Origin of the sequence: Centipeda felix, from assembly GCF_900186465.1 — a bacterium.
Lineage (GTDB): Bacteria > Bacillota > Negativicutes > Selenomonadales > Selenomonadaceae > Centipeda > Centipeda felix.
In genome coordinates this window covers 1-23,143 of the sequence record NZ_LT891957.1, presented here as the reverse complement: position 1 = coordinate 23,143, position 23,143 = coordinate 1, and the positions used below count along the sequence as shown (strand labels likewise).

General features: G+C 55.1%; 25 protein-coding genes. 21 read left to right on the top strand and 4 right to left on the bottom strand.

Annotated elements, in window-relative coordinates; translation table 11 throughout:
- The first annotated feature begins 22 nt into the window (after positions 1–22).
- The 21 genes from C1713_RS02570 (at position 23) to C1713_RS02470 (ending at position 21,320) form a co-directional block, all read left to right on the top strand.
- Positions 23–1,072 (top strand): hypothetical protein, encoded by a 1,050-nt coding sequence (locus C1713_RS02570; protein ID WP_061943301.1) that lies wholly within the window; start codon positions 23–25, stop codon positions 1,070–1,072.
- A gap of 11 nt (positions 1,073–1,083) precedes the next feature.
- A complete protein-coding gene (locus C1713_RS02565) occupies positions 1,084–1,965 on the top strand; it encodes an NYN domain-containing protein (protein ID WP_102492936.1) in 882 nt (293 codons plus the stop codon).
- Positions 1,966–1,978: 13 nt separating this feature from the next.
- Positions 1,979–2,380: a DUF3783 domain-containing protein gene (locus C1713_RS02560; RefSeq protein WP_061943295.1), complete on the top strand. Its 402-nt coding sequence runs from the start codon at positions 1,979–1,981 to the stop codon at positions 2,378–2,380.
- Positions 2,377–3,318, top strand: coding sequence for an ABC transporter substrate-binding protein (locus tag C1713_RS02555; RefSeq protein ID WP_102492935.1), 942 nt, complete (start codon positions 2,377–2,379; stop codon positions 3,316–3,318). The genes C1713_RS02560 and C1713_RS02555 overlap by 4 nt, the downstream gene beginning before the upstream one ends.
- On the top strand, positions 3,318–4,772 hold the full coding sequence (locus tag C1713_RS02550; RefSeq protein ID WP_102492934.1) for an aminotransferase class I/II-fold pyridoxal phosphate-dependent enzyme: 1,455 nt from the start codon (positions 3,318–3,320) through the stop codon (positions 4,770–4,772). The genes C1713_RS02555 and C1713_RS02550 overlap by 1 nt, the downstream gene beginning before the upstream one ends.
- 3 nt (positions 4,773–4,775) lie before the next feature.
- Entirely contained in the window at positions 4,776–5,636 is an 861-nt protein-coding gene (gene speE, locus C1713_RS02545; RefSeq protein WP_006689405.1) for a polyamine aminopropyltransferase, read from the top strand.
- Positions 5,617–6,498, top strand: coding sequence for an agmatinase (speB, locus tag C1713_RS02540; protein WP_061943286.1), 882 nt, complete (start codon positions 5,617–5,619; stop codon positions 6,496–6,498). Before speE ends, speB begins: the two co-directional genes overlap by 20 nt.
- A 144-nt stretch (positions 6,499–6,642) precedes the next feature.
- Positions 6,643–6,933 carry an Asp-tRNA(Asn)/Glu-tRNA(Gln) amidotransferase subunit GatC gene (gene gatC / locus C1713_RS02535; protein ID WP_061943283.1) on the top strand — a complete coding sequence of 97 codons (291 nt, stop codon included), beginning with the start codon at positions 6,643–6,645 and terminating at the stop codon, positions 6,931–6,933.
- A 12-nt stretch (positions 6,934–6,945) separates the two neighbouring features.
- Positions 6,946–8,412, top strand: coding sequence for an Asp-tRNA(Asn)/Glu-tRNA(Gln) amidotransferase subunit GatA (gene gatA / locus C1713_RS02530; RefSeq protein WP_102492933.1), 1,467 nt, complete (start codon positions 6,946–6,948; stop codon positions 8,410–8,412).
- A complete protein-coding gene (gene gatB, locus C1713_RS02525; protein ID WP_102492932.1) occupies positions 8,409–9,848 on the top strand; it encodes an Asp-tRNA(Asn)/Glu-tRNA(Gln) amidotransferase subunit GatB in 1,440 nt (479 codons plus the stop codon). The genes gatA and gatB overlap by 4 nt, the downstream gene beginning before the upstream one ends.
- 59 nt (positions 9,849–9,907) lie before the next feature.
- Positions 9,908–10,576, top strand: a complete 669-nt coding sequence (locus C1713_RS02520) for an HAD family hydrolase (protein ID WP_102492931.1) — start codon at positions 9,908–9,910, stop codon at positions 10,574–10,576.
- Positions 10,573–11,982: a 23S rRNA (uracil(1939)-C(5))-methyltransferase RlmD gene (gene rlmD, locus C1713_RS02515; RefSeq protein WP_102492930.1), complete on the top strand. Its 1,410-nt coding sequence runs from the start codon at positions 10,573–10,575 to the stop codon at positions 11,980–11,982. Before C1713_RS02520 ends, rlmD begins: the two co-directional genes overlap by 4 nt.
- A gap of 88 nt (positions 11,983–12,070) precedes the next feature.
- Entirely contained in the window at positions 12,071–13,126 is a 1,056-nt protein-coding gene (locus tag C1713_RS02510; protein WP_102492929.1) for an ABC transporter substrate-binding protein, read from the top strand.
- A gap of 19 nt (positions 13,127–13,145) precedes the next feature.
- Positions 13,146–14,474, top strand: a complete 1,329-nt coding sequence (gene rimO / locus C1713_RS02505) for a 30S ribosomal protein S12 methylthiotransferase RimO (protein ID WP_009442010.1) — start codon at positions 13,146–13,148, stop codon at positions 14,472–14,474.
- Entirely contained in the window at positions 14,474–14,965 is a 492-nt protein-coding gene (locus tag C1713_RS02500; protein WP_102492928.1) for a CinA family protein, read from the top strand. The genes rimO and C1713_RS02500 overlap by 1 nt, the downstream gene beginning before the upstream one ends.
- Positions 14,962–15,612 (top strand): hypothetical protein, encoded by a 651-nt coding sequence (locus C1713_RS02495; protein WP_102492927.1) that lies wholly within the window; start codon positions 14,962–14,964, stop codon positions 15,610–15,612. The genes C1713_RS02500 and C1713_RS02495 overlap by 4 nt, the downstream gene beginning before the upstream one ends.
- A 37-nt stretch (positions 15,613–15,649) precedes the next feature.
- Positions 15,650–16,750: a hypothetical protein gene (locus tag C1713_RS02490; protein WP_009442013.1), complete on the top strand. Its 1,101-nt coding sequence runs from the start codon at positions 15,650–15,652 to the stop codon at positions 16,748–16,750.
- Positions 16,751–16,787: 37 nt separating this feature from the next.
- Positions 16,788–17,852, top strand: a complete 1,065-nt coding sequence (locus C1713_RS02485) for a tartrate dehydrogenase (RefSeq protein WP_009442014.1) — start codon at positions 16,788–16,790, stop codon at positions 17,850–17,852.
- A 66-nt stretch (positions 17,853–17,918) separates the two neighbouring features.
- Positions 17,919–18,794 carry a UTP--glucose-1-phosphate uridylyltransferase GalU gene (gene galU, locus C1713_RS02480; RefSeq protein WP_102492926.1) on the top strand — a complete coding sequence of 292 codons (876 nt, stop codon included), beginning with the start codon at positions 17,919–17,921 and terminating at the stop codon, positions 18,792–18,794.
- A 10-nt stretch (positions 18,795–18,804) separates the two neighbouring features.
- Positions 18,805–20,034 carry a DUF445 domain-containing protein gene (locus tag C1713_RS02475; protein ID WP_102492925.1) on the top strand — a complete coding sequence of 410 codons (1,230 nt, stop codon included), beginning with the start codon at positions 18,805–18,807 and terminating at the stop codon, positions 20,032–20,034.
- The gene (locus C1713_RS02470) at positions 20,034–21,320 is read left to right on the top strand and encodes a DUF445 domain-containing protein (RefSeq protein WP_009442017.1); all 1,287 of its coding nucleotides are present in this window, start codon (positions 20,034–20,036) and stop codon (positions 21,318–21,320) included. Before C1713_RS02475 ends, C1713_RS02470 begins: the two co-directional genes overlap by 1 nt.
- Here the strand turns inward: C1713_RS02470 and C1713_RS02465 are convergent.
- From C1713_RS02465 to C1713_RS02450, 4 genes are all read right to left on the bottom strand, one after another.
- Positions 21,313–21,756, bottom strand: coding sequence for an RrF2 family transcriptional regulator (locus C1713_RS02465; protein WP_039980717.1), 444 nt, complete (start codon positions 21,754–21,756; stop codon positions 21,313–21,315). The genes C1713_RS02470 and C1713_RS02465 overlap by 8 nt on opposite strands.
- Before the next feature lie 117 nt (positions 21,757–21,873).
- A complete protein-coding gene (rpsI, locus tag C1713_RS02460; protein WP_006689594.1) occupies positions 21,874–22,266 on the bottom strand; it encodes a 30S ribosomal protein S9 in 393 nt (130 codons plus the stop codon).
- Between the two features lie 26 nt (positions 22,267–22,292).
- Positions 22,293–22,718, bottom strand: a complete 426-nt coding sequence (gene rplM / locus C1713_RS02455) for a 50S ribosomal protein L13 (RefSeq protein ID WP_009442019.1) — start codon at positions 22,716–22,718, stop codon at positions 22,293–22,295.
- A 221-nt stretch (positions 22,719–22,939) separates the two neighbouring features.
- A partial coding sequence (locus C1713_RS02450; RefSeq protein WP_138774471.1) for an IS30 family transposase occupies positions 22,940–23,143 on the bottom strand: 204 nt, incomplete at its 5' end.

Here is a 23,143-nt window from a genome sequence, read left to right as displayed (position 1 = left end):
ATGATGGAGAGAGGGAACAACGATGATGAGCCATGCCATGAAAATAAAGGCCGCATGTGCCGCACTGCTCTGTGTGCTGCTGGTGCTTGCAGGGCTCTTTTGGTATTTTCGCGTCTATACGAAGACGCCGGAGTATGCGCTTCGCTCAATTGAGCGCGCCTTTGAGACGCGGGATGAGACGCTTTTTTTGCGTTATGTGCGTCTGGATGATGTCCTTGACATGGGCTATGATGACTTCATGGCCGGGACGATGGATACGGAGTTCGGTGGAGCGCATGATACGTCTGCGGCTCTGGCGGATTTTTCAAAGATGCTCAAGCCGGCGTTTATCAAAATGCTGAATGATGCGGTTCATACGTATCTGACGGAGGGCGATTGGCCGCCGGCGGATGCTGCAAAGGACGGTTCGGACGCAGAGAATATCCTGTCCCGTATCGGCCTGCGTGACCTCTCGTTCCGTGAGACGACAAATCTGACGGTGGATCAGGCAGCACGTACGGCGGTGGTCGATGTCGTTGCGCATCAGGACGAAGCAGATGCGGATTTCACGTTTCAGGTTTGCCTTGCTCCTTCGGATGATGGGGATTGGCAGGTCGTATCAATACGGAATCTGTATGATTATGCAGCCTTCTTGGGCAATGCGCGCCGCCTGCGGGTTCAGCAGTATCTTGAGGAGACGGATGCCATTATTCGGCGGCATGATCAGAGCGTCAGTGCGGCACAGATGCGTCTCTATCGTGTGCTCGGCGCAGGCGCACTGGGGAATCAGACAACACGGGACATGGCACGCCAGATCATGGAGCAGGATGTCCTCGCGGACTGGCAGGAACGGCGCGAAGAGCTGAGTGCTGTTTCCGTTCCCCGTACGATGCAGAGTCTCCAGCAGCTGCGTATCAAGATCTGCGATCTCCATATCGCCTACGCGGAGGGATATGCAGCGTGGATGACGGATAAGAACGCAGCGACGATCCGCTCTGCCGAGACGAATCTGCGGCAGGCAGATGTGCTCGAGGGAGAGGCAACCTTCCTGGCACAACGCGCACGGCGTCTGTTTTTCGATGCGGAAGAGTGAGGAGAGATAGGATGCTCGATTCGAGCAATGATACCGTGGCGATCCTCTACGACATAGAGAATGCGCCGATTGAAATGCTTCAGTATACCATTGATATTGCACAGCGTTACCAGCCATGCCGCATGATCGTCGTCTCGGATTGGGAGGCACATCCCGATCAGAAGCGTTGGGATCGGCTCATGGAGTCCCCGGACTTTACCTTTCGACAGATCAGCCGTACCTTTCTGGGAAAAAATTCCCTGGATTCTGCCCTCTATGACTCGGCGCAGATCCTCTATCAAGAGGGGGTGCGCAAGTACTTTATCATAACAACGGATTCTGACTTCGTACGTATTGCTGAGTCGCTGAACGCTGAGGATCCATCGTACATTATCGGCATTGGAACAAAGCAGGCAAGTGAGGACTTGCGCAACGCATACAACGAGTTCTTCGTATACCCGCCGCCGATGGAGAAAGAGAAGAAGGCAGCACGGAAAAAGAAGGAGAAGAAAACGGAGGAAAACGTGGCAAAGAAGAAAGCAGCAGAAGAAAAGACGACGAAGAATAATGCAAAAGTAAACGCAGAAACAGCGGGGAAGGCACGCGAGCAGAAAAAACGCACGACAGCTGCGGCGAAGAAGAAAGACGCGGCAGAACACACGGCAGAGGCACCAACACAAAAGGCACCTGCCCCCAAGGAGACAAAGAAGACGACATCCAAGGCAAAAGCGGCGCCTGCGGCAAAGGAAGCAACGCCGAAGAATGAGGCGGGCAACGCTGTCATGAATGGATTTCTCACTGTTCGTCTGCCCAAGAGCCTGCGTGCATCCCTCGACCGCAAGGTGCTTGAAGAGGAAGTCTCTCTGGACGAACTTGTGACGTATCTCCTCATGCGCGGTCTCTCAGCAAAATGATGGAGGGCTTGCCATGGCGAACAGCAAGGAGCGTGTTCTGCTCTATCAGTTTCCCGCAGATCAGGCGGAGTTGATTACGGGTGCACTGCGTCCGATGGGAGTGGGCGTTCAGATCCTTTCGCCGGATGCATGGCGTGAGAAGGTCGGCTATCTCCTTGGCCGCAAGGGTTTTTTGAAGCAAACGGCGCAGGAGGGGGATGTGTTCTCATTTCCGCATCGTGTGATGCTGCTGGATGGGGTGAAGGGGAAGCGCCTGACACAGGTTCTCCATGCCGTGGAGGATGCGGGCGTTCCACATATCACCTACAAATCATCCATTACGCCGTACAATACGCTGTGGACACTGCGCTATCTGTGTGAGCACATGGCGAAGGAACACGGCGGCAGAGTGCCTATAGAAGGGAATATAGAATGAGGAAAATTCTTGCCTGCCTATTTTGTCTGACGTTGTTCCTTGTGGGAGGCTGTGGGGCTCCTGTGCAGGAGAAAAGTGAGCCGCTCCCGAAGCTGACCATCGGGCTGATGCCCGATACGGACTCTATTCCGTTCATTATTGCAGCGGAACGCGGCTACTTTGCCGAGGAAGGCGTTGAGGTAGAGTTGCAGCCGTTCAAGAGTGCAATGGATCGTGATGCGGCACTGCAAAGCGGAAATCTCGATGGAGCGGTGTCTGACCTTCTGGCTGTGATTTTCGCCCGTTCCGGCGGATTTGATGTCCGTGCTGTTTCCTATACGGACGGCAATTACAATCTCGTTGCATCCGATGGTGCGGGGATTGCCTCCCCTGCTGATCTGCGTGGCAAGGAGATCGCCGTTTCCAAGAACACGATCATCGAGTATGTGACGGACGAGATTCTCGCTGCCAACGGAATGCGTGAAGAGGATGTCGCAAAGGTCGTTATCCCGCAGATCCCGGTACGCCTTGAGATGCTCCGCAGCGGAAATCTCGGAGCGGCAGTTCTGCCTGAGCCGATGGCGAGCGTCGCGGCGGCATCGGGCAGTCACTATGTGATCGGCTCGGGTGATCTCGGTATCAATCCGGGGGTAATCGTCTTTTCCAAATCCGCCCTTCAGGATAAGGAGAAATCCGTTCGGGCGATGTACCGCGCCTACAATAAAGCAGTCGACGATCTGAACAATACGCCGCAGTCGGAGTATCTGGATCTCGTCGTGGAGCGGAGTGGATTCCCGCCTGCGGCGCGGGATGTTCTCGTACTGCCGTCCTATCGCTATGCAGGAAGTCCGGCAGAGTCGGATGTGACGGAGGCTGTGCGCTGGGTGACGAGTAAGGGAAATGCGGCCGCCTACGGCTATGATGATCTGGTCTCCCGCCTCCTGTCGGAGGAGAAGTAATGCCCTATCTCTCCCAGACGAATGCGCCCATTGAGGAGGCGCTTGTGCGGATGAAGCGGGCACGCCTCGTTCCGTTCGATGTGCCGGGGCACAAACGTGGCCGCGGCAATCCGGAGCTGGCTGAGTTCCTCGGGACTGCGTGTCTTGATGTCGATGTAAACTCGATGAAGATGCTCGACAATCTCTGCCATCCAGTCTCCGTGATCCGTGATGCAGAGCGTCTGGCAGCAGAAGCATTCCGTGCCGCCCATGCTTTTTTCATGGTCAGCGGGACAACGGGCTCGGTGCAGGCAATGATCCTATCGACGGTAGGACGCGGCGACAAGATCATCATGCCGCGCAATGTTCATCGCAGTGCCATCAATGCACTGATTCTCTGCGGCGCTGTGCCGATCTATGTCAATCCAGGCATCGAGGATACGCTTGGGATTGCGCTCGGGATGCGCACGGACGATGTCGCAGACGCGATGGAGCGCCATCCGGACGCCAAGGCGGTATTTGTCAACAATCCGACCTATTACGGAATATGCTCGGATCTGCGTGCCATTACGGAGAAAGCGCATGCCCGCGGGATGAAGGTATTGGTCGATGAGGCACACGGTACGCACCTCTATTTCAGTGATCGGCTTCCAACGGCGGCGATGGATGCAGGCGCGGATATGGCCGCGATCAGCATGCACAAGTCCGGCGGCTCGCTGACGCAGAGCTCCATTCTTCTCTGTGCGGATACGATGCCGCTCGGATATGTCCATCAGATCATCAATATCACACAGACGACGAGTGCCTCATATCTGCTCCTCGCAAGTCTCGATATCAGCCGCCGCAATTTGGCACTGCGCGGCCGTGAAGTGATCGACCGCATCATCGGACTTGTCGCCTATGCCCGTGATGAGATCAACGCCATCGGAGACTACTATGCCTATGGGCGTGAGCTGATCGACGGTGATGCCGTGTATGACTTCGATACGACGAAGCTGTCCATCTTTACATGTGCAACAGGGCTCGCCGGCATTGAGGTCTATGACATCCTGCGCGATGATTATGACATCCAGACCGAGTTCGGGGATATCGCAAACTTGCTTGCCTATGTTTCCGTTGGCGACCGTCCGAAGGATATTGAGCGGCTTGTCGCGGCACTGGCGGAGATCCGTCGGAACTATCGCAAGGATCCCTCCAAGACGCTCAAGATGGAGTATATCGACCCCGTGGTCGTCTGCGGTCCGCAGGATGCGTTCTACGCGGAGAAGGAGTCCCTGCCCATCCAAGAGACCAAGGGACGTATCTGTGCCGAGTTTGTCATGTGCTATCCTCCCGGTATCCCGATCCTTGCACCGGGGGAGGAGATCACGGACGAGATTCTGACCTACATCCGCTATGCGAAGAAAAAGGGCTGTCAGATCACAGGGCCGGAGGATATGAGTATACAACGTCTCAATGTAATGACGGAGAGATAGACCATGGAATTTTGGTATACGGAAGAACATACACCGAACGTGCGGTTCTCCATCCGTGTAGATCGTCAGCTCTACAGCGGGCAGAGCGAGTTCCAGCGCATTGACGTATTCGAGTCGCCCGAGTTCGGGCGATTTTTGACGCTTGACGGCTATATGATGCTCACAGAGAAGGATGAGTTCATCTATCATGAGATGATCACCCATGTACCGATGTGTGTGCATCCGGAGGCAGAGAACATCCTCGTGATCGGCGGCGGGGACGGAGGGACGGTACGGGAGCTGCTGCGCTACCCGTCGGTGCGGCATATCGATCTCGTGGAGATCGATGCGATGGTGATCGATGTCTGCCGTGAATATCTGCCGTCGACGGCGGCAGGACTGGATGATCCGCGGGTGAGCATCCACTGTGAAGACGGGCTGCGCTTTGTGCGCCGACCGGTCGATGTCTACGATCTCATTATCGTGGACTCGACGGATCCGTTCGGACCAGGAGAGGGACTGTTCACCAAAGAGTTTTATGGCAACTGCTTCAAGGCGCTCAAAGCTGACGGCATCATGATCAACCAGCATGAAAGCCCCTTTTATGAGCAGGACGCCTATGCCATGCAGCGGATGCACAAGCGCATTGTTCATTCGTTCCCATACAGCCGCGTCTATCAGGTGCATATTCCGACGTATCCGTCGGGGCATTGGCTGTTTGGCTTCTCATCCAAGAACCGCCGCCCCGTGGAGGGCGTCGATTTTGCACGATGGAAGGCACTCGGCATTCGGACGCGCTACTACAATACGCAGCTTCATGCAGCAGCATTTGCTCTGCCGAACTATGTGGAGGAGATACTCGAAGATGTGGAACCGCAACGTTGAAACATTTCTCGGCTGCGATAACACCTATGAGGAGAGCCATATCGTCCTCGTTGGTGCGCCGTTTGACTCGACGACCTCCTATCGTCCGGGTACGCGGTTTGCTGCCCGTACAATGCGGGCGGAGTCATACGGACTGGAGACGTACAGCCCGTATCAGGAACTCGATCTCGAGGATGCACGCGTCTTTGACGGGGGGAATTTGGAGCTGCCCTTTGGCGATACCGAACGAGCACTGGCGATGATCAGGGAGCGCGCAGAGGCGATCCTGCACAGCGGAAAGCTGCCCTTTCTGATCGGCGGGGAGCATCTGGTCAGCCTCCCCGCAATCGAAGCTGCGGCGAAGCGATATCCCGATCTCTCTGTCATTCACTTCGATGCACATACTGATCTGCGCGAAGAATATCTCGGCAACAAACTCTCCCATGCGACCGTTATCCGCCGTGCGTGGGATCTGCTCGGCGATGGGCGCATCCATCAGTTTGGGATACGCAGCGGCGAATGTGCGGAATGGCAGTGGGCACGGGCAGGGCATACGGATCTCCATCCATTTACCTTTGCAGGGCTCTCGGATGTGATTGCCGGCCTCCACGGACGTCCTGTCTATCTGACGATTGACCTCGACGTCCTCGATCCCTCCGTCTTCCCCGGTACGGGAACGCCGGAGGCAGGCGGTGTCACGTTCATCGAACTGATGAAGGCGGCACTCTCCGTTGTGCGTGGATGCAGGGTTGTCGCATGCGACATGGTGGAGCTCTCGCCGCCGCTTGACGCCAGCGGTACATCGACGGCAACGGCACTCAAGCTCCTGCGGGAGATTCTGCTCGCACTTTCAGCAGATTTTATCCGTCCGCCGCAGGTGTAGTGATTTCCGTTTGATACCGATGAAGTGATTTGTTATAATAGCGAGGAAACTGCGACTAAGGGAATCGCTGATAAAACGAGGTGTGCCGGATGGTCGTACCGCATTTATCAGTGCTTCCCGAAGCATGGAAAGATGGTGGAGTCTATGAAGGTAACGGAACAGGATCTCAGGGTAACCGCGCATCTCTCGCGTCTTTCGATTCCGACCGAGGAAAAGGAAGAGGCACTGGCGTCTCTGGGAGACTTTCTCTCATACGTGGATAATCTCTCGCGTGTTGATACGGAAGATGTGGAGCCGACGACGTATGCACTGCCCATCGAGAATGTCTTTCGCGCAGACGAGGTGCGCTCGTCCCTTTCCAACGAGGCGGCGCTTTCGAATGCACCGCTGCAGGAGGACGGGTATTTCAAAGTGCCGAAGGTACTCGAAGGGTAAGGAGGGGCTGTTTTGAGTCTATATGAAAAACCGGCGCATGTCCTGCACGATATGCTCGCGCGCAGCGAGATCAGCGCCCGTGAACTGACCGAGGATGTGCTTTCGCGCATGGATGCCGTGGAGGGCGATGTTGGCGCATACCTTCTGGAAACACGCGAGGGTGCGCTTGCTCAGGCAGATGCCGTGGATGCAAAACGTGCCGCAGGAGAGAAGATTCCGTTCCTCGCAGGGATTCCGGGTGCTATTAAGGATAATATCTGTACCATCGGTGTACGCACGACAGCCGCGTCCAAGATCTTGGAGCACTTTGTTCCGCCCTATGATGCGACGGTCATGACGAAGCTGCATGCAGAGGACGCCGTCATTCTCGGAAAGACGAATCTCGATGAGTTTGCCATGGGTGGCTCGACGGAACACTCCGCCTTTCACCCGACGCACAACCCTTGGGACACGGCACGTGTTCCCGGTGGGTCATCGGGCGGCAGTGCCGCTGCCGTGGCATCGGGAACGGCGATTTGGGCGCTCGGCAGCGATACAGGCGGGTCAATTCGTCAGCCCGCATCATTCTGTGGTATTGTCGGACTGAAGCCAACCTATGGGCGTGTGTCTCGTTATGGTCTGATGGCGTATGCGTCGTCGCTCGATCAGATCGGACCGCTTACGCGTGATGTCACGGATGCAGCCCATCTCCTAAACGTAATTGCAGGGCATGATCCGATGGACTCGACGGCCAGCCGCGCCAATGTTCCCGACTATACACAGGCACTCCGTGCAGATGTCAAGGGGCTGAAGATCGGACTCCCGAAGGAATATTTTATCGACGGAATGGATCAGGAGGTTGAGGCATCCGTCCGCAAGGCGATTGCGGATATGGAGGCGATGGGGGCAGAGGTTCGTGAAATCTCCCTGCCGCATACGGACTATGCCGTCTCCACCTATTATCTGATTGCACCTGCAGAGGCTGCGACGAATCTGGAACGCTATGACGGGGTCAGTTATGGCGCACGGGTGGACGGAGAGGATCTCGTCGATATGATGACGCGGACGCGCACGGAGAAATTCGGCGCGGAGGTAAAACGGCGCATCCTCATCGGCAACTATGCACTCTCCGCCGGATATTACGATGCGTACTACCTCAAGGCACTGAAGGTACGGACACTCATTCAGCAGGACTTTACGCGAGCCTTTGAGCAGGTGGATGTCGTCATGACACCGACAGCACCGACACCGGCGTATCGCATCGGTGAAATGACGAGCCCCCTACAGATGTATCTGCAGGATATTTCGACCGTTCCACTGAATCTCGCGGGGCTCCCCGGGATCTCCGTCCCTTGCGGCTTCACTGCGGCGGGACTTCCGATCGGACTTCAGATCATCGGTCGTCCGCTGGCGGAGGAGACGATCCTGCGTGCGGCGTTTGCCTATGAGCAGGGGCATGATTTCCATACGAAAATGGCGCCGATTGGAGGAAGGGCATGAAATACGAAACCGTCATCGGCCTTGAGATTCACTGCGAGCTCAAGACAAAGACCAAGATCTTCTGCGGCTGTGCTACGGGGTTCGGAGCCCCGCAGAACACACATGTCTGTCCCGTCTGCCTCGGTCTGCCCGGCGTTCTCCCTGTCGTCAACCGTGAGGTCGTCCATTTCGCCATCAAGGCGGGGCTGGCGACGAACTGCACGATTAACGGATACAGCAAGTTTGACCGCAAGAATTACTACTATCCGGATTTGCCGAAGAACTTCCAAACCTCGCAGTACGACCTGCCTATCGCCGAACATGGCTGGGTGGATATCGATACGGAAGAGGGGAAGAAGCGCATTCGCCTGACGCGCATCCACATGGAGGAGGACGCAGGAAAACTCGTTCACTCCGGTACGACGATTAAGGATTCTGCTTCGTCCAATGTGGACTACAACCGCACCGGCGTTCCTCTGCTTGAGATTGTCTCCGAGCCCGATATGTCCTCAGCCGAGGAAGCACGTGCCTACATGGAGAAGATCAAGTCGATCATGGAGTATATCGACGTCTCGAACTGCCGCATGGAGGAGGGAAATCTCCGCGCGGACATCAACGTGTCCCTGCGTCCTGTCGGCTCAGATCAGCTCGGTATACGGACGGAGATGAAAAACATCAACTCCTTCAAAGCGTTGGAAGATGCGATCAACTATGAGATCGAGCGTCAGACAGAGGTGCTCGAGGACGGCGGACACATTGTGCAGGAGACACGCACGTGGGATCCAGAGCGTGGTATGACACTCTCCATGCGCAGCAAAGAGGAGGCGCATGACTACCGTTATATGCCGGAGCCCGATCTTCCGCCCATCGTGACGAGTGAAGAGGAAATTGAGGCGGTGCGGCGTGAGCTGCCGGAGCTGCCGGACGCCCGTCGCATGCGTCTGATGGACGAGGCAGGACTCTCCGCATACGATGCGGGCATCATCACGAGCTCGCGTGCGATGGCTGAGTACTATGATGCCATTGTTGCAACAGGAGCGGATGCAAAACTGGCGGCAAACTGGCTGATGGGCGATCTCTCCAAGAACCTGAACGCAGAAGGGAAAACGATCGAGGACTCTCCTGTCGATGCAAAGCGCCTCGGCGAGATGATTCTCCTCATCGCAAAGGGGACGATTTCTTCTAAGATCGGCAAAACCGTGTTCAAGGCAATGTGGACATCTCCTGATGCTCCCGAGAAGATCGTCAAGGACAAGGGGCTCATCCAGATTACGGACACCAAGGAGATCGAAGGCATCGTCGATCAAGTCATCGCTGCCAATGCAAAGGCGGTAGAGGACTACAAGGGCGGCAATAAAAAGGCGATTGGTGCCTTGGTCGGACAAGTGATGAAACAGTCCAAGGGCAAGGCAAACCCGCAGATGGTCAATGAACTTTTGGCAAAAAAACTTGGCTGAGAAAGCAAGCAGTCTTTTCCGCAGGGGAAAGGCTGTTTTTCTCAAAAGGAGAGACTGCCATGCAGTATAAGGCTGCGATTTTCGATTTGGACGGCACGTTGATCAATTCGCTTGAAGATTTGGCGGACAGTGCCAATGCTGTCCTGTCAGCATATCATTTTCCGACATATACAGCGGAGAAGTATCGATTTTTTGTCGGAAATGGAACACAGAAACTGATTGAACGGATTCTGCCGCCGCATCAGGCGGAGGACGCCGCATTTGTTCATCGTTTTATGGCAGAGTACAAAGAACGCTATGCTGAAAACCTCCTGCATAAGACCGTTCCCTATGACGGTATTATGGAGATGCTGGAGGAGCTTTGCCGTCGAGGTATTCCATTGGCTGTCTGCACGAATAAGCATCAAAGTGCGGCAGAACGCATCATCACGGCACTGTTTCCTCCGCATATGTTTCGGGAGATCATCGGTGATCGGGAGGGACTTCCGCGAAAACCGGATCCAACGAAAGTGCTGCACATCATGAAAGAGTTTAGCGTTACGGGGCAGGAAACAGCGTACTTCGGAGACAGCTCGGTCGACATGGACACCGCAAGCAATGCAGAAACGCTTGCGGTGGGTGTTCTCTGGGGATTTCGCACGGAGCAGGAGCTTCGGGAACACGGCGCGGATGTGCTCCTCAATACTCCGATGGAACTATTTGAAAAGGTGACGTTTCGAGAGGCATGAAAAAAACACAAAAGGCGCAGACACGCGTACAGATGGTTCCCGTACGTCGAGGGGGAGTCTATGAGATTTGCATTGACCGGCTCGGAACGAGCGGCGAGGGCGTCGGGCGATATGATAACTTTACCGTATTTGTCCCTAATGCACTTCCCGGCGAACGGGTCACGGTACGCATTGAGGAGGTAAAAACCTCCTATGCCCGTGGACGTTTGGCGGAAATTCTTCAGCAGAGCAATGATCGCATCACACCTTTATGCAGCCTTTATGACGAGTGCGGCGGCTGTCAGCTCCAGCATCTCTCCTATGCGGCACAACTGCGCGCGAAGCGTCAGCAGGTGATTGATGCACTGTCCCATATCGGCAAACTTCCTCATGTCTTGGTCAGAGAGACACTCGCGGCACAGTCACCGTGGAACTATCGCAATAAAATGCAGTTTCCCGTCGGCCTCACAAAGGGAAGGATCGTCGTTGGCTGTTTCGCACAGGGAAGCCATACCATCATCGATACAGAGAACTGCCATATTCAGCGTGAGCCGAATAATGCGCTTGCCAATACCGTACGCGCTATTGTCGCGCAGCTTCGCATTCCTGTCTACAATGAGGACACACATAAGGGCATCCTGCGTCACATCGTTGGGCGTGTCGGGCAGAATGGCGACCTTATGGCGGTGATCGTCACAGCGACCAAGCAGCTGCCGCGTGCAAAGGATTTTATTCGACTGCTGCGAGAGCGATTGCCGAACCTCGTCAGTGTACATCAAAACATCCAGACCTATCGGAACAATGTCATCATGGGACGCGACACTGTGCTCCTCTGGGGAAAGCCGACCATCCTCGATGCGCTCGGACGGCTGCATTTTCACATTTCACCGCGATCCTTTTTTCAGGTCAATACGCAGCAGGCTGAACGCCTCTATGAACAGGCACTTGCCTATGCGGATCTCCATGGGACAGAGACCGTCATTGATGCCTACTGCGGCACAGGGACAATCACCCTTTTTCTTGCCCAGAGAGCACGTAAGGTCTACGGCATCGAAATCGTGCAGCCTGCCATTCTCGATGCACGAAAGAATGCCCGCGATAACCATGTCAAAAATGCAGAATTTATCGTCGGCGATGCGACAAAAATCATGCCGGCACTCTACAAACAGGGGATTCGTCCGGATGTTGTTGTCGTTGACCCGCCGCGTGCGGGCTGTACGCCGACCGTCCTCAAAACCTTCGCCGATATGAAGCCGCAGCGCATCGTCTACGTCTCGTGCAATCCCGCCACTCTCGCACGCGACCTCGCCATACTGAAAGAATTTGGTTATCATGCGCAGGAAGTACAGCCGGTCGATCTGTTTCCACAGACTTCGCACGTGGAGACCATCACGAAATTGTCACGAGACATTCCAGCAGCCAAATGAATGGGATAGATGTAATATCTCTTGTAGATTCCAAGGGAATTGTTTATAATAGTAACAGTGTATCTTCTTCTATTCGAGAGGTTTTTTCATGAAGCGGTTTCCGCTCTTTATTCTGATGATCGCGACGCTGTTTCTCGTGGCTGCCACGGGGGCGGCGTATCTGTCCGTCGGACGGCAGAGTACGGCACTTGCACGCCGCCCTCTGCAGGAGATTGTGGCATATACGACGCTGCCGACGGAGGCTGCCGCGGCACTGTCGGAGGCGTACGAGAAGGAGTATAATATCCGTGTCAGTTTCGTTCCTCTATCCACAGAGCAGATACAGAAGCGACTGGAGGAGCAGGCAGCGAGCGGCGTGAGTACGCCGGCAGCGCTTGTCCTCGCAGACCGCGAGGTGCTCGACCGCGCGGCGGCGGCAGGGTATCTTGTGCCCTATCAGTCCGAGAGGAGCGATCAGGTCGCCGATCAATTTCGTCAGCCCGATGGGTATTGGACGGGTGTGTGGTATGATCCGATCGTCTTTGCAATAAATCAAGACTATCTACGCACGCATCTCGATCTTCCTGACTCGTGGCAATTGTTGGCGCAGCAGAAGGATATACGCATCGGTACGACGGATTTTATGGCGGCTGATGCCTCGTCGAATCTTCTTTACAGCATGATTGCTGAGTACGGTGAACAACGTACCTTCGCTATTTGGCGCAGGATTCAGCCGCAGATCATGCAGTATTCCCGCTATCTGCATACGCCCGTACGGCAGGCGGGGATGGGGGAGGTCGATGTCTCGGTTGCTGTTCTCAGTGAGACGCTCCGCTATATTCACGATGACTATCCCATCCGTGTGCTTTATCCGACGGACGGGACGGCGGCGGTGATTTACGGTAGAGGGGTTGCATTCCGCGCGAGCGAGCACGATGTGCAGGCGGCAGAGGATTTTGCCGACTGGCTGCTGACGGATGAGGCGCAGTTGGCACTGGCACGGCAGCATATCTATTTTTTGACGACCAACCCCGTGACGCTGTCCTATCGGATGTTTGCGGGAAAGAATATCAATATTTTTAAGAGTAAGCCGTATTATAGCCCGGCGGAGAAGAAGATACTTCTCGATCGCTGGGTCAAAGAGGTGCGGTTCTATGAAGAGTAGTTGTGGGGGAATGTAACCAGTGAAAGCAGGTTTTATCAGCCTTGGCTGTGCAAAGAATCTGGTCGATACAGAAGTCATGCTCGGAATTATGCGTGAGCATGGCATCGATATTACCAATGATCCGTCAGAGGCAGATATCCTGATTGTCAATACGTGTGCCTTTATTCAGTCGGCAAAAGAGGAGTCGATCACGACGGTGCTCGGGATGGCGGACTACAAGGAGACGGGGCGCTGCCGCAGTCTCATCGTAGCGGGCTGTCTTGGACAGCGGTATGGGCAGCAGCTTCTCGATGAGATCCCGGAGGCGGATGCCATCATCGGGACGGGGGCGTGGAGCCGTATCATGGAGGTGATCGAGGCGACGCTCAAGGGGCGTCGCCTGCTCATCGCGGGGAAGGATGATACGATCTACGATGCCAAGACACCGCGCCTGCGGACGACACCGAACTATACGGCGTATGTCAAGATTGCGGAGGGGTGCGATCATCGCTGTGCGTTCTGTGCGATTCCGCTCATACGCGGGAGCTTCCGCAGCCGTCCAATGGAGGATATCGTAGCGGAGGGACGTGAGCTCGCCGCTGCCGGTGTTCGCGAGCTGGTTCTCATCGCGCAGGACAGCGCAAACTATGGGCTGGATTGCTATCAAAAGCCGATGCTGCCGACGCTTCTGCGCGAGCTTGCAAAGATCGACGGAATTGCGTGGATTCGTGTGCTATACAGCTATCCAAAGTATTTTACCGATGAGCTGATCGAGGTCTTTGCCACTGAGCCAAAGGTGGTCAAGTATGTCGATCTGCCTCTGCAGCATGCGCATGATGCCGTGCTGCGTTCGATGAATCGTCCCGATACACGGGCGGGGATGGAGGAGCTGATCGCAAAGCTGCGGGCACGCATCCCGGGAGTCGCGATTCGCTCGACATTCATCGTTGGCTTCCCTGGGGAGACCGACGCCCAGTATCAGACACTGCGTCGCTTTGTGGAGAAGCAGCGATTCGATAAGGTGGGAATCTTTACCTACTCCGAGGAGGAGGACACTGCCGCGGCGGCAATGGGGAAGAAAGTTTCCGAAGAGGTGATGCAGGAGCGTTACCATGACCTCATGAGTCTCCAGAGTAAGATCTCCGAGGAGATCAATATCGGGCTGGAGCATCAGGAGTTGGATGTTCTCATCGAGGGACATGACGCAGAGCAGTCGGGGATTGCCGTAGGGCGTTCCTACCGCGAGGCACCTGAGGTGGATGGCCAGATCTATATCGAAGGTGATGCAGAGGGTGCACCGGGCGAGATTGTCCGCGTGCGTCTCCTTCAGGGCTTTACATACGATATTGTCGGAGAGAGGGTGCAGTGATGCCGGAGAGAGAACGTCTGCCGGATATTGTTGGGCAAATGCTCTGTGCAAAAGGCTATACGATCTCCTGTGCGGAGTCTTGTACGGGCGGGCTGCTCACGAGTACGCTCACAGACGTGCCCGGCAGTTCTGCGTACGTCATGGGGAGTGTCGTATCATACTCAAACGACGTGAAGTCCCGTATCCTGCACGTGGCGGAGGAAACGCTTGTCGCGCACGGTGCTGTCTCTCCGGAGACGGCGCGGGCAATGGCAGAGGGGGTACGCGACCTCATGCAGACAGATGTCGGCGTCGGCATCACGGGGATCGCCGGTCCCGGCGGCGGTTCTCCCGAAAAGCCGGTCGGACTGGTCTACATTGCTGTATCTGCTCCGGGAAAGACTTCGGTGGAAAAAAATGTATTTTCTGGCGTACGCGCCGAGATTAAGCGTGCCGCCGTCAATAAAGCTCTTGCCATGGTGCAGGAGATGATTAGGGAGATGGATAAATGAAACGCTATCAGAAACTCGTCGCTGCTCTTTCGCTCTCAGCGCTGCTCTGCGGCAGTTCCTATGCTGCAGCGGCTGATGTGCCAGCGGGGACAGAATCAGCGACACCGGCGGCCACACAGACGATTGCCCCCGATGCGCTGACATACTCCTATGAGAGCAAGACATACGGCTACCGCATCATGTGCCCGCAGAAACCCGTCGGAGTGATTCCAGCGTCAGCACTCTATGACGACCGCGAGGGCGAGATTCTCATTTTTGACAATGAGGAGTACAATATCAAGTATGCGTGGGCGGTTTTTGTCAATGCATTCTCTGATACGTCCGTACCGAATCTCAACACGATCAATCCAGAGGATGCGGTGAACCTGCTGGAACGTATTCAGCACAGCAATGGATACGAGGGGATCATGCTGATCAATCTCTCGGATACCAACAAGGCGATCTTTGCCATGACGGCAAAGGAAGTCGATATTGACGAGGATGGCGATGGCGTCGTCGATGCGACGGCGAAGGCGGACAATCAGACGGCAGTGATGTTCTTCCGTGGGGCAAACGGACAGCGGTATGGGCTCGAGCTCATTGATAATCCGACGCTCCGTGCGAAGTCCGTAGCAACGTTTATGGCGGGCGCGCGTACCATGCAGTAAGTGACGTGGCCGAGAGAGAAAGAAGGAGAACAGACTCATGAAGATGTCATCCAAAAACACAATGCTGACGGCGGCAGTACTTGTCGCACTGACCTCCGGTACAACGTATGCGGCGACCCCCGGGACGGTGGACTCGCAGGATCTCTTCCATGCAAATCGACTGGTGACGGATCGTGCCAATGCACCGGCGGTAGAGGAACGTGCTGATGCTGACCACTATGAGGCATCGATCTCCAGGCAGCAGAAGGATGCTGCTGTTCGTCCGCTCGGCACGGCACCTGCCAAGAATACACCGCAGGTGACACGCCTCCGCTGGGAGACGGTGGATGAGGGGATCGCAGAGCGCAATAAGGAGCAGCCTTCGTTCACACTCGCTGCGCAGAAGGCGCAGCCCGTTATCATTACAGCAGCAGATGTCAAACGTGAGCAGAAGCTCGCCGCGAAGGAAGGCCGCCCACCGCAGGAGCTTGTCGGTGATGTAAATCTGAAGCGCGGCCCGATGCCCGTTGCAGTGCGTCAGGAATCATCACCCGCGCCGCAGCAAGCACCGATGCAGACACCTCCTCCCCAGGAGCGTGTCGTTCCGATGCCGCCGCCCGCCGCTCCAGCCGCTGTGCAGGCACAGCTTCCGCCTCAGCCAGCAGATGCTGAAGGCAGACCCGAGCGTCCCCGGTATCAGCAGCTGCCGCGTGAGTTCGCGCTGAATGCACCCGCTACCTCACCCGCCGTACCACAGCAGCCGCAGGAGTTTTCCACTGTGGGAGAGACGGAGTCGCATCTTGCACCGCCGATCACGGAGGACATGTCCCCCGCGCCCGAGTACACGGTACGTCCTGACGGCGTTCCCGCATTCTCGTCAGCAGCGCCTGTGTCGCCTGCCGCAGAGAGTCTGGATGGAATCTCGGATGAGGTGCGCCGGCATATCCTTGCGGGACAGCTCGCGATGCAGGTACAGCTGAAGCGCGATGCGAGCATCACGGGGGTGCAGGCCCTGACGCGTGCGCTGCGTGAGAGCACGAAACTCACGCGAATGCAGAAGGTGGACTTCCTCATTGGCTTTGGCCGAGCCCTGCATCAGAGCGGTCTGCCGCGTCAGCAGGAGTCGTTGCTCATCAAGACGATTGCAGAGGCATTCTAATACGCCTATTCTATGGGATATTCGGTGGGGGAGCTAGATGAAACAGTTTCATATTGCGGTGATTGCAGGAGACGGGATCGGCCCTGAGGTCATTGCTGAGGGGAAAAAGGTATTTTCGGGAATTGCACAGATGGACGGGACGTTCTCTGTCACATTTGAGGACTTTCCATGGGGATGTGAGTACTACCTGAAGTCCGGCGAGATGATGCCGGAAAACGGGCTCGATCTCCTGCGCGGTTACGATGCAATCTATCTGGGGGCTGTGGGCTATCCAGGTGTACCGGACCATGTGTCTCTCGGTGATCTCCTGCTTTGCATCCGCCGTGGTTTTGATGAATACATCAATTTACGTCCTGTACGCCTCCTGCACGGTGCTCCCTGCCCGCTCGCGGATATTTCTCCACGTGATATCGATATGATCGTGGTGCGCGAGAACAGTGAAGGGGAGTACGCGAATGTTGGTGCACGGCTCTATCCCGGGACACCGCGTGAGACGGCACTCCAGACGGGGGTATTCTCACGGCACGGATGTGAGCGCGTCATCCGTTATGCCTACGAGCTGGCGCGACGTGAGAAGCGCACGCTTACCTCGATTTCCAAGGGGAATGCACTGCGATACTCGATGGTGTTCTGGGATGAGATCTTTGCCGAGATTGGGAAGGAGTATCCCGATGTTGAGACACATAGCTTGCTTGTCGATGCGGCAAGCATGTTCTTCGTCAAAGATCCGAAGCGGTTCGGCGTTGTGGTGACGAGCAATCTCTTCGGCGATATTCTCACCGATCTCGGTGCGGCGATTGCGGGCGGGATGGGGCTCGCAGCCGGGGCGAATCTCAACCCTGAGCGACGCTATCCGTCGATGTTCGAGCCGATTCATGGGAGTGCTCCTGATATTGCAGGGCAGGGGATCGCGAATCCATTAGCCTCGATCTGGTCAGTTGCACAGATGCTCGACTTTCTTGGTGAAACAGAGTGGTCAGAGCGCGTGCTCCGTGCCATCGAGACGCTGCTCGTGGAGAAAAAGACGCTGACGCCGGATCTTGGCGGAACGGCACGTACATCAGACATTGGACATGCAGTACTCGATGTTCTGGCACGCTGAATCATACAGAATATGCGGGGGGTTCAAGCGCCCTCCGCTCTATTTATATGGATGGAGTGTATAGTCATGGCACAGCAAATACGAAAAGCGGTTATTCCGGCAGCAGGATATGGAACACGATTCCTTCCTGCGACGAAAGCGACACCGAAGGAGATGCTGCCCATTGTCGATAAGCCGACCATCCAGTATATTGTGGAGGAAGCCCTTGCAAGCGGTATCGAGGATATTCTGATTATCAGCGGTCATGGGAAACGCGCCATCGAGGATCATTTTGACTCCGCGCCGACACTCGAGCACGAGCTCATGCGCAAGGGGCGGCAGGACCTTCTCAACGTCCTGCGTGAGACGACGGATGTCAATGTTCACTATGTCCGTCAGAAGTATATGCGCGGTCTGGGGGATGCGATTCTGTGCGCCCGCACCTTCGTCGGCGATGAGCCGTTCGCTGTTCTCCTCGGCGATGATGTCGTTTACCATCCGCAGCGTCCTGCGCTGCGTCAGCTGATCGATGTCTATGAGGAGACGGGGGGCTCTGTTCTCGGCTGTCAGATTGTCGCTGATGCACAGGTTTCCTCCTATGGTATCGTTGCAGGAGCGATGCAGAATGAGCGCCTGATGCATGTCTCCGATATGATCGAAAAACCTGCACTTGCTGAGGCACCAAGCCGTATGGCTGTGCTCGGTCGATACATCATCCGCCCCGAGATTTTCTCTATCTTGCAGAATACAGAGCCCGGCAAAGGGGGAGAGATTCAGCTGACGGATGCACTCAAGGTACTCGCCCAGCGGGACACGGTCTATGCCTATAATTTTGAGGGACGTCGCTATGACCTTGGAGATAAGCTCGGGTTCTTGGAGGCGACGGTGGAGTTTGCTCTGCGTCGCAGTGATCTTGGCGACTCGTTCCGTGCGTATCTCAAACAGTTAGCGGAAACACTGTGAGGCGGTTGGATTGCAGAAGGAACATCAGGCAAATCTGGCTCTCGCGCTCAGTGTTTTCGGTGCTGTTGGGACGGCAGGACAGGGGAGCAGTCTTCTCCTATCAACGATTCATCATGGATTTATCGCGGCGACGATCGGCGGACTAGCAGACTGGTTCGCCATCAAGGCGATTTTCGGCCGACCGCTCGGCATCTCGCACCGTACTGATATTCTGCGTCGGAATCGTGGGCGGATTATGGAGTCCATCGTTGCGTTCTCCTCGGAGGATCTCCTCAGCAAGAAGAATATTATGGCAGTCATTGAGCGCGAGAATATGGGGGCAATGCTCGCAGACTATTTGCTGCATCGCGGTGGGGAGGAACGCCTGACGGACACTGCCATCGATGTCCTCCGCTATGTGGCAGCGGATCTTGACAGTACGCGCATTTCACATGAGCTGACGCCATACGTGAAACAGGCACTCTATCAGCTGCCGCTTGAAGATCACGCAGGAGACTTGATGGCGCTCTTTACGGAGCAGCATCATACAGAGCGGATTTTTCAGGTACTTGTCCGCGTCGGTATCCAGCTAGTGCAGACTCAGCTCTTTCAAGAGATCCTCCATGACAATATAGCCTCTATTCGTGAGAAATATGAGGGCGATGGGATGATCCGTGCCCTCGTTCTCTCATTCGTAGACGATACGATGATTGCATCGTGGATCACAGAACGGTTGCAAGAGATTCTGTCGGCGGCATTGGAGATGGAGAATCCGCGTCACCGCGAAGGCGTGCAGGCACTCTCTTCGTTCTTTGCATCGCTCAGCGATCATGATGATTTTCGCACGACGATGCGTCGAGCGAAGGAGCATCTGATTGAGGACATTGACATGGAGTCCATTTTGTCGGATTTCATCGAGAGCCGAATGAAGGGGAATCATCCGTTTTGGATTCCCTATGTGCGAGAGCTCCTGCATCAGAAAATCGAAGCATACGCCCATTCTATCCCGTGGCAAAGTCGTGTTGACCGATGGATGAAATCGCTCGCGGCGGGAGAGGTCGAGAAACACCATGAAATGATTGCCCGCTTTGTGCGTGAGTACCTGAATCAAAAGTCGGACGATGAACTCGTTTCATTTGTGGAAGGGAAGGTGCGCACCGATCTTCAGATGATCCGCATCAACGGTGCTGTGGTTGGCGCAGCCGTTGGTATGGCACTTTCCCTCATCGTCTGCATGACGGAAAGGATGTGGGGGCTTTAATGCGTACGTGGAATAAAGCAGAGGCCGCACTGCTGCTCTCGGCAGTCCTCTTTCTGTGTGCCCTTTTCCTTCATATCAGATTTGCGGATTTTCTCTGGGTGCGTGCGTTGCTCGCAGTAAGCGAAGCGGCACTGGTCGGTGGAGTTGCGGACTGGTTTGCAGTAACTGCGATCTTTCGGAAGCCGCTCGGATTTCCCTATCATACAGCGCTGTTGCCGCGTCGCCGTGACAGCTTTGTTCAAGCGATTGTCACGATGGTTCAGAAGGAGTTCTTCTCCAAGCGCAAGATTTTCCACCACATGGAGCAGATGCACCTCTTTCCAATGATAGAAAACTATCTGCGCCGTCCGACAACGGAGGAACAGCTGACCGGAATGATCCTGCACTTTATTCGTGCATCCTTTCTGCGTCGGAGGAATTCGCAGATCGTTTCCTATCTCTCGTCGCGCCTGAGGGATTTACTCCTGAAGGAGGATCCTGCCGTGCTGATGCAACGACTCGACGAGCTCCTGCGCGAGAAGGGATGGGATAAAAAAGCCCTGACAAGTATCTCGCGGATACTTGTCAGGGAGGCGGCGACGGAGGAGACGTATGCCTCCATAAGGAATGCACTGGAGCAGCTGGAGCGGGAAAAGATCGGCGACGGATTTCTATCGCGTATTCTCACCGCGACGAATACCATCAATCTGGATGAGGGGGCAGAACTGATTCAGCAGCACACATGTCATGTCATCGAAGAGCTCGGACGGGATAACTCGCCGCTGCAAAATCATGCGGCAAATCTGATCCATGATGCGCTCTCTGACCTCGAACGGGATGAGGAACTCACCACACTCGTGCGTGAGCTGCAAAAGCGATTGGCAGAGACGCTGCCAATCGCTGCGTCGATTGAGCGCATTCTGAGTGGCCTGCGGACACATGTGCAGGCTGATCTGCAGCGTGATGTGGATCCGATGGAGGAGCACATGCCGGCCTTTTATCAGCAGTTGCGCAGCATACTCCATGCAGAATATCAGCGGATGCTGACGCTCCTCACAGAGCACAGTGATCTGCAGCAAATCATGACACGCCTGATGTATGATCTCATCGCACGGTCGGCTCTCCATGCACAGGCATTGGTCGGTATCGTTGTCTCCGATGCACTTATGCGTCTCACGGATGAGGAGCTAAATCGTCTTGTCTATGACAAGGTAGAGCAGGACTTTCTCTGGATCCGTGTCAACGGCTCGCTCGTCGGTGGCTGCATCGGTCTGCTTCTCTTCCTCGGAGCACAGATGTTTAGATAAAATACATCAGTGTCTCGCTGTTCTCCTCGCGTTTCCACGCAGTAAGGAGATCCTCAAGTGTTACGGCATTGAGTGTATCGTGAATGTTTTGGTCGAGTACGCCGAAGAGGTCGCGTGCGAGAACGAGGTCTAGTTTTTCCATCTTCTCACAGGAACTGCCTGTCTTTTCAATCAGTGCGATCTCAATGGCAGAGAGAATGTCATAGGCAGTGATGTCGTGTGGGGGGCGAGCAAGCTGGTAGCCGCCCTGTGAACCCTTGATCGAGTTGACGAGTTTGCTCCGCTTGAGCAGTGCAAAGACTTGTTCGAGGTAGATCTTAGAGATGCCGAGATGCTCTGAGATACTGATGATGGTGACGGGGGAGGAGGTGTCGTAGCTGCGTGCCAAAAAGACCATGGATGCGATGCCATAGCGCCCCTTCGCTGAGATTTTCATATCGATGCTTCCTTCTAAAAACATATTTTTTATAGCTATATAATATGTTAATATGCAGCGAATGTCAAATAAAAATCCCCTCATCCAAATGGAAGAGGGGATTTTCGTATGCGTATCTTAGCGCTTCGAGAACTGGGAAGCCTTACGTGCTTTCTTGAGACCGTACTTGCGACGTTCCTTCTCACGCGGGTCACGCGTGACGAAGCCTGCCTTCTTGAGTGCAGGGCGCAGCTCTGCATCCATCTCAATCAGTGCGCGTGTGATGCCGTGACGGATCGCACCTGCCTGACCGGATGCACCACCGCCGGCTACGTTAGCGATGACATCATATTTATCGACGGTTTCCGTCAGGTTTAGCGGCTGGCGAACAATCAGCTCAAGCGTCTTGAGGCCGAAATACTCTGCCATCTCGCGGCCATTGATGGTAACCTTGCCGTCGCCGGGAACGAGGCGAACACGGGCAACCGAGGTCTTGCGGCGACCCGTTCCGTAGTAAGTGACTTGTGCCATTGAACAGATTCCTCCTTATACAAAACTCAGCGAATATCAAACTTCAGCGGTTCGGGCTTCTGTGCTGCATGGGGATGCTCCGGACCGGCGTAGACGTTGAGCTTGCGGAAAATCTGTGCGCCGAGACTGTTCTTCGGAAGCATGCCCTTGACCGCGTGTTCAATGACACGGACAGGGAAGCGATCGAGCATCTGGCCGGCCGTTGTGAAGGTCGTGCCGCCCTGATAGCCGGAGTGACGGAAGTAGGTCTTGTCCGTCAGCTTCTTTCCCGTGAACTTTACCTTCTCAGCATTGATGACGATGACGTAGTCGCCGGTATCAACATGCGGCGTGTAGATGGGCTTGTTCTTGCCGCGCAGGACCTTTGCGATCTCCGTTGCAAGACGGCCGACCGTCTGGTTCTCTGCATCTACGACATACCACTTGCGCTCAATATCGGCTGCTTTTGCCATAACCGTGGTTTTCACGTAATTCCCCCCTAGAGAGTAAGAGTTTTCAATATTGGTTGATGCGATATACACTCACGCTTCCGGGGCTAATGGATACATGGAAAATATCACACGTCGCTATTCTAAAAAATTTTTACGCGAATGTCAAGAAATTTTCTCCATAGCACGCTTTACGGCAAATTGCAAGTTTAATTGTCGCAAGGTCTCGTTAAACTTTTAGCGAGTTATATCATCGCAGCATACATATCATTTGCTGACTTATATCCGAAAATCTTGCGCGGATAGTTGTTAACCCAATCTTCGATCCGCTGCAGTTCCTTCGGCTTCAATTTGCTGAAGTCCGTTCCCTTGGGAAGAAACCTGCGCAGCATCCGATTTCCGTTTTCGTTGCTTCCACGCTCCCAGCTGCTGTATGGATGCGCGTAATA

Bases quoted from the DNA above. Each gene is read 5' to 3' on its own strand.
- gatB (WP_102492932.1), top strand. From the start codon at position 8,409: ATGAAATACGAAACCGTCATCGGCCTTGAGATTCACTGCGAGCTCAAG.
- galU (WP_102492926.1), top strand. From the start codon at position 17,919: ATGGCACAGCAAATACGAAAAGCGGTTATTCCGGCAGCAGGATATGGA.
- C1713_RS02485 (WP_009442014.1), top strand. From the start codon at position 16,788: ATGAAACAGTTTCATATTGCGGTGATTGCAGGAGACGGGATCGGCCCT.
- C1713_RS02560 (WP_061943295.1), top strand. From the start codon at position 1,979: ATGGCGAACAGCAAGGAGCGTGTTCTGCTCTATCAGTTTCCCGCAGAT.
- C1713_RS02500 (WP_102492928.1), top strand. From the start codon at position 14,474: ATGCCGGAGAGAGAACGTCTGCCGGATATTGTTGGGCAAATGCTCTGT.
- rplM (WP_009442019.1), bottom strand. From the start codon at position 22,718: ATGGCAAAAGCAGCCGATATTGAGCGCAAGTGGTATGTCGTAGATGCA.
- rpsI (WP_006689594.1), bottom strand. From the start codon at position 22,266: ATGGCACAAGTCACTTACTACGGAACGGGTCGCCGCAAGACCTCGGTT.
- C1713_RS02520 (WP_102492931.1), top strand. From the start codon at position 9,908: ATGCAGTATAAGGCTGCGATTTTCGATTTGGACGGCACGTTGATCAAT.
- C1713_RS02555 (WP_102492935.1), top strand. From the start codon at position 2,377: ATGAGGAAAATTCTTGCCTGCCTATTTTGTCTGACGTTGTTCCTTGTG.
- C1713_RS02570 (WP_061943301.1), top strand. From the start codon at position 23: ATGATGAGCCATGCCATGAAAATAAAGGCCGCATGTGCCGCACTGCTC.
- rlmD (WP_102492930.1), top strand. From the start codon at position 10,573: ATGAAAAAAACACAAAAGGCGCAGACACGCGTACAGATGGTTCCCGTA.
- C1713_RS02490 (WP_009442013.1), top strand. From the start codon at position 15,650: ATGAAGATGTCATCCAAAAACACAATGCTGACGGCGGCAGTACTTGTC.
- C1713_RS02550 (WP_102492934.1), top strand. From the start codon at position 3,318: ATGCCCTATCTCTCCCAGACGAATGCGCCCATTGAGGAGGCGCTTGTG.
- C1713_RS02470 (WP_009442017.1), top strand. From the start codon at position 20,034: ATGCGTACGTGGAATAAAGCAGAGGCCGCACTGCTGCTCTCGGCAGTC.
- C1713_RS02495 (WP_102492927.1), top strand. From the start codon at position 14,962: ATGAAACGCTATCAGAAACTCGTCGCTGCTCTTTCGCTCTCAGCGCTG.
- C1713_RS02465 (WP_039980717.1), bottom strand. From the start codon at position 21,756: ATGAAAATCTCAGCGAAGGGGCGCTATGGCATCGCATCCATGGTCTTT.
- C1713_RS02510 (WP_102492929.1), top strand. From the start codon at position 12,071: ATGAAGCGGTTTCCGCTCTTTATTCTGATGATCGCGACGCTGTTTCTC.
- speB (WP_061943286.1), top strand. From the start codon at position 5,617: ATGTGGAACCGCAACGTTGAAACATTTCTCGGCTGCGATAACACCTAT.
- speE (WP_006689405.1), top strand. From the start codon at position 4,776: ATGGAATTTTGGTATACGGAAGAACATACACCGAACGTGCGGTTCTCC.
- gatC (WP_061943283.1), top strand. From the start codon at position 6,643: ATGAAGGTAACGGAACAGGATCTCAGGGTAACCGCGCATCTCTCGCGT.
- C1713_RS02565 (WP_102492936.1), top strand. From the start codon at position 1,084: ATGCTCGATTCGAGCAATGATACCGTGGCGATCCTCTACGACATAGAG.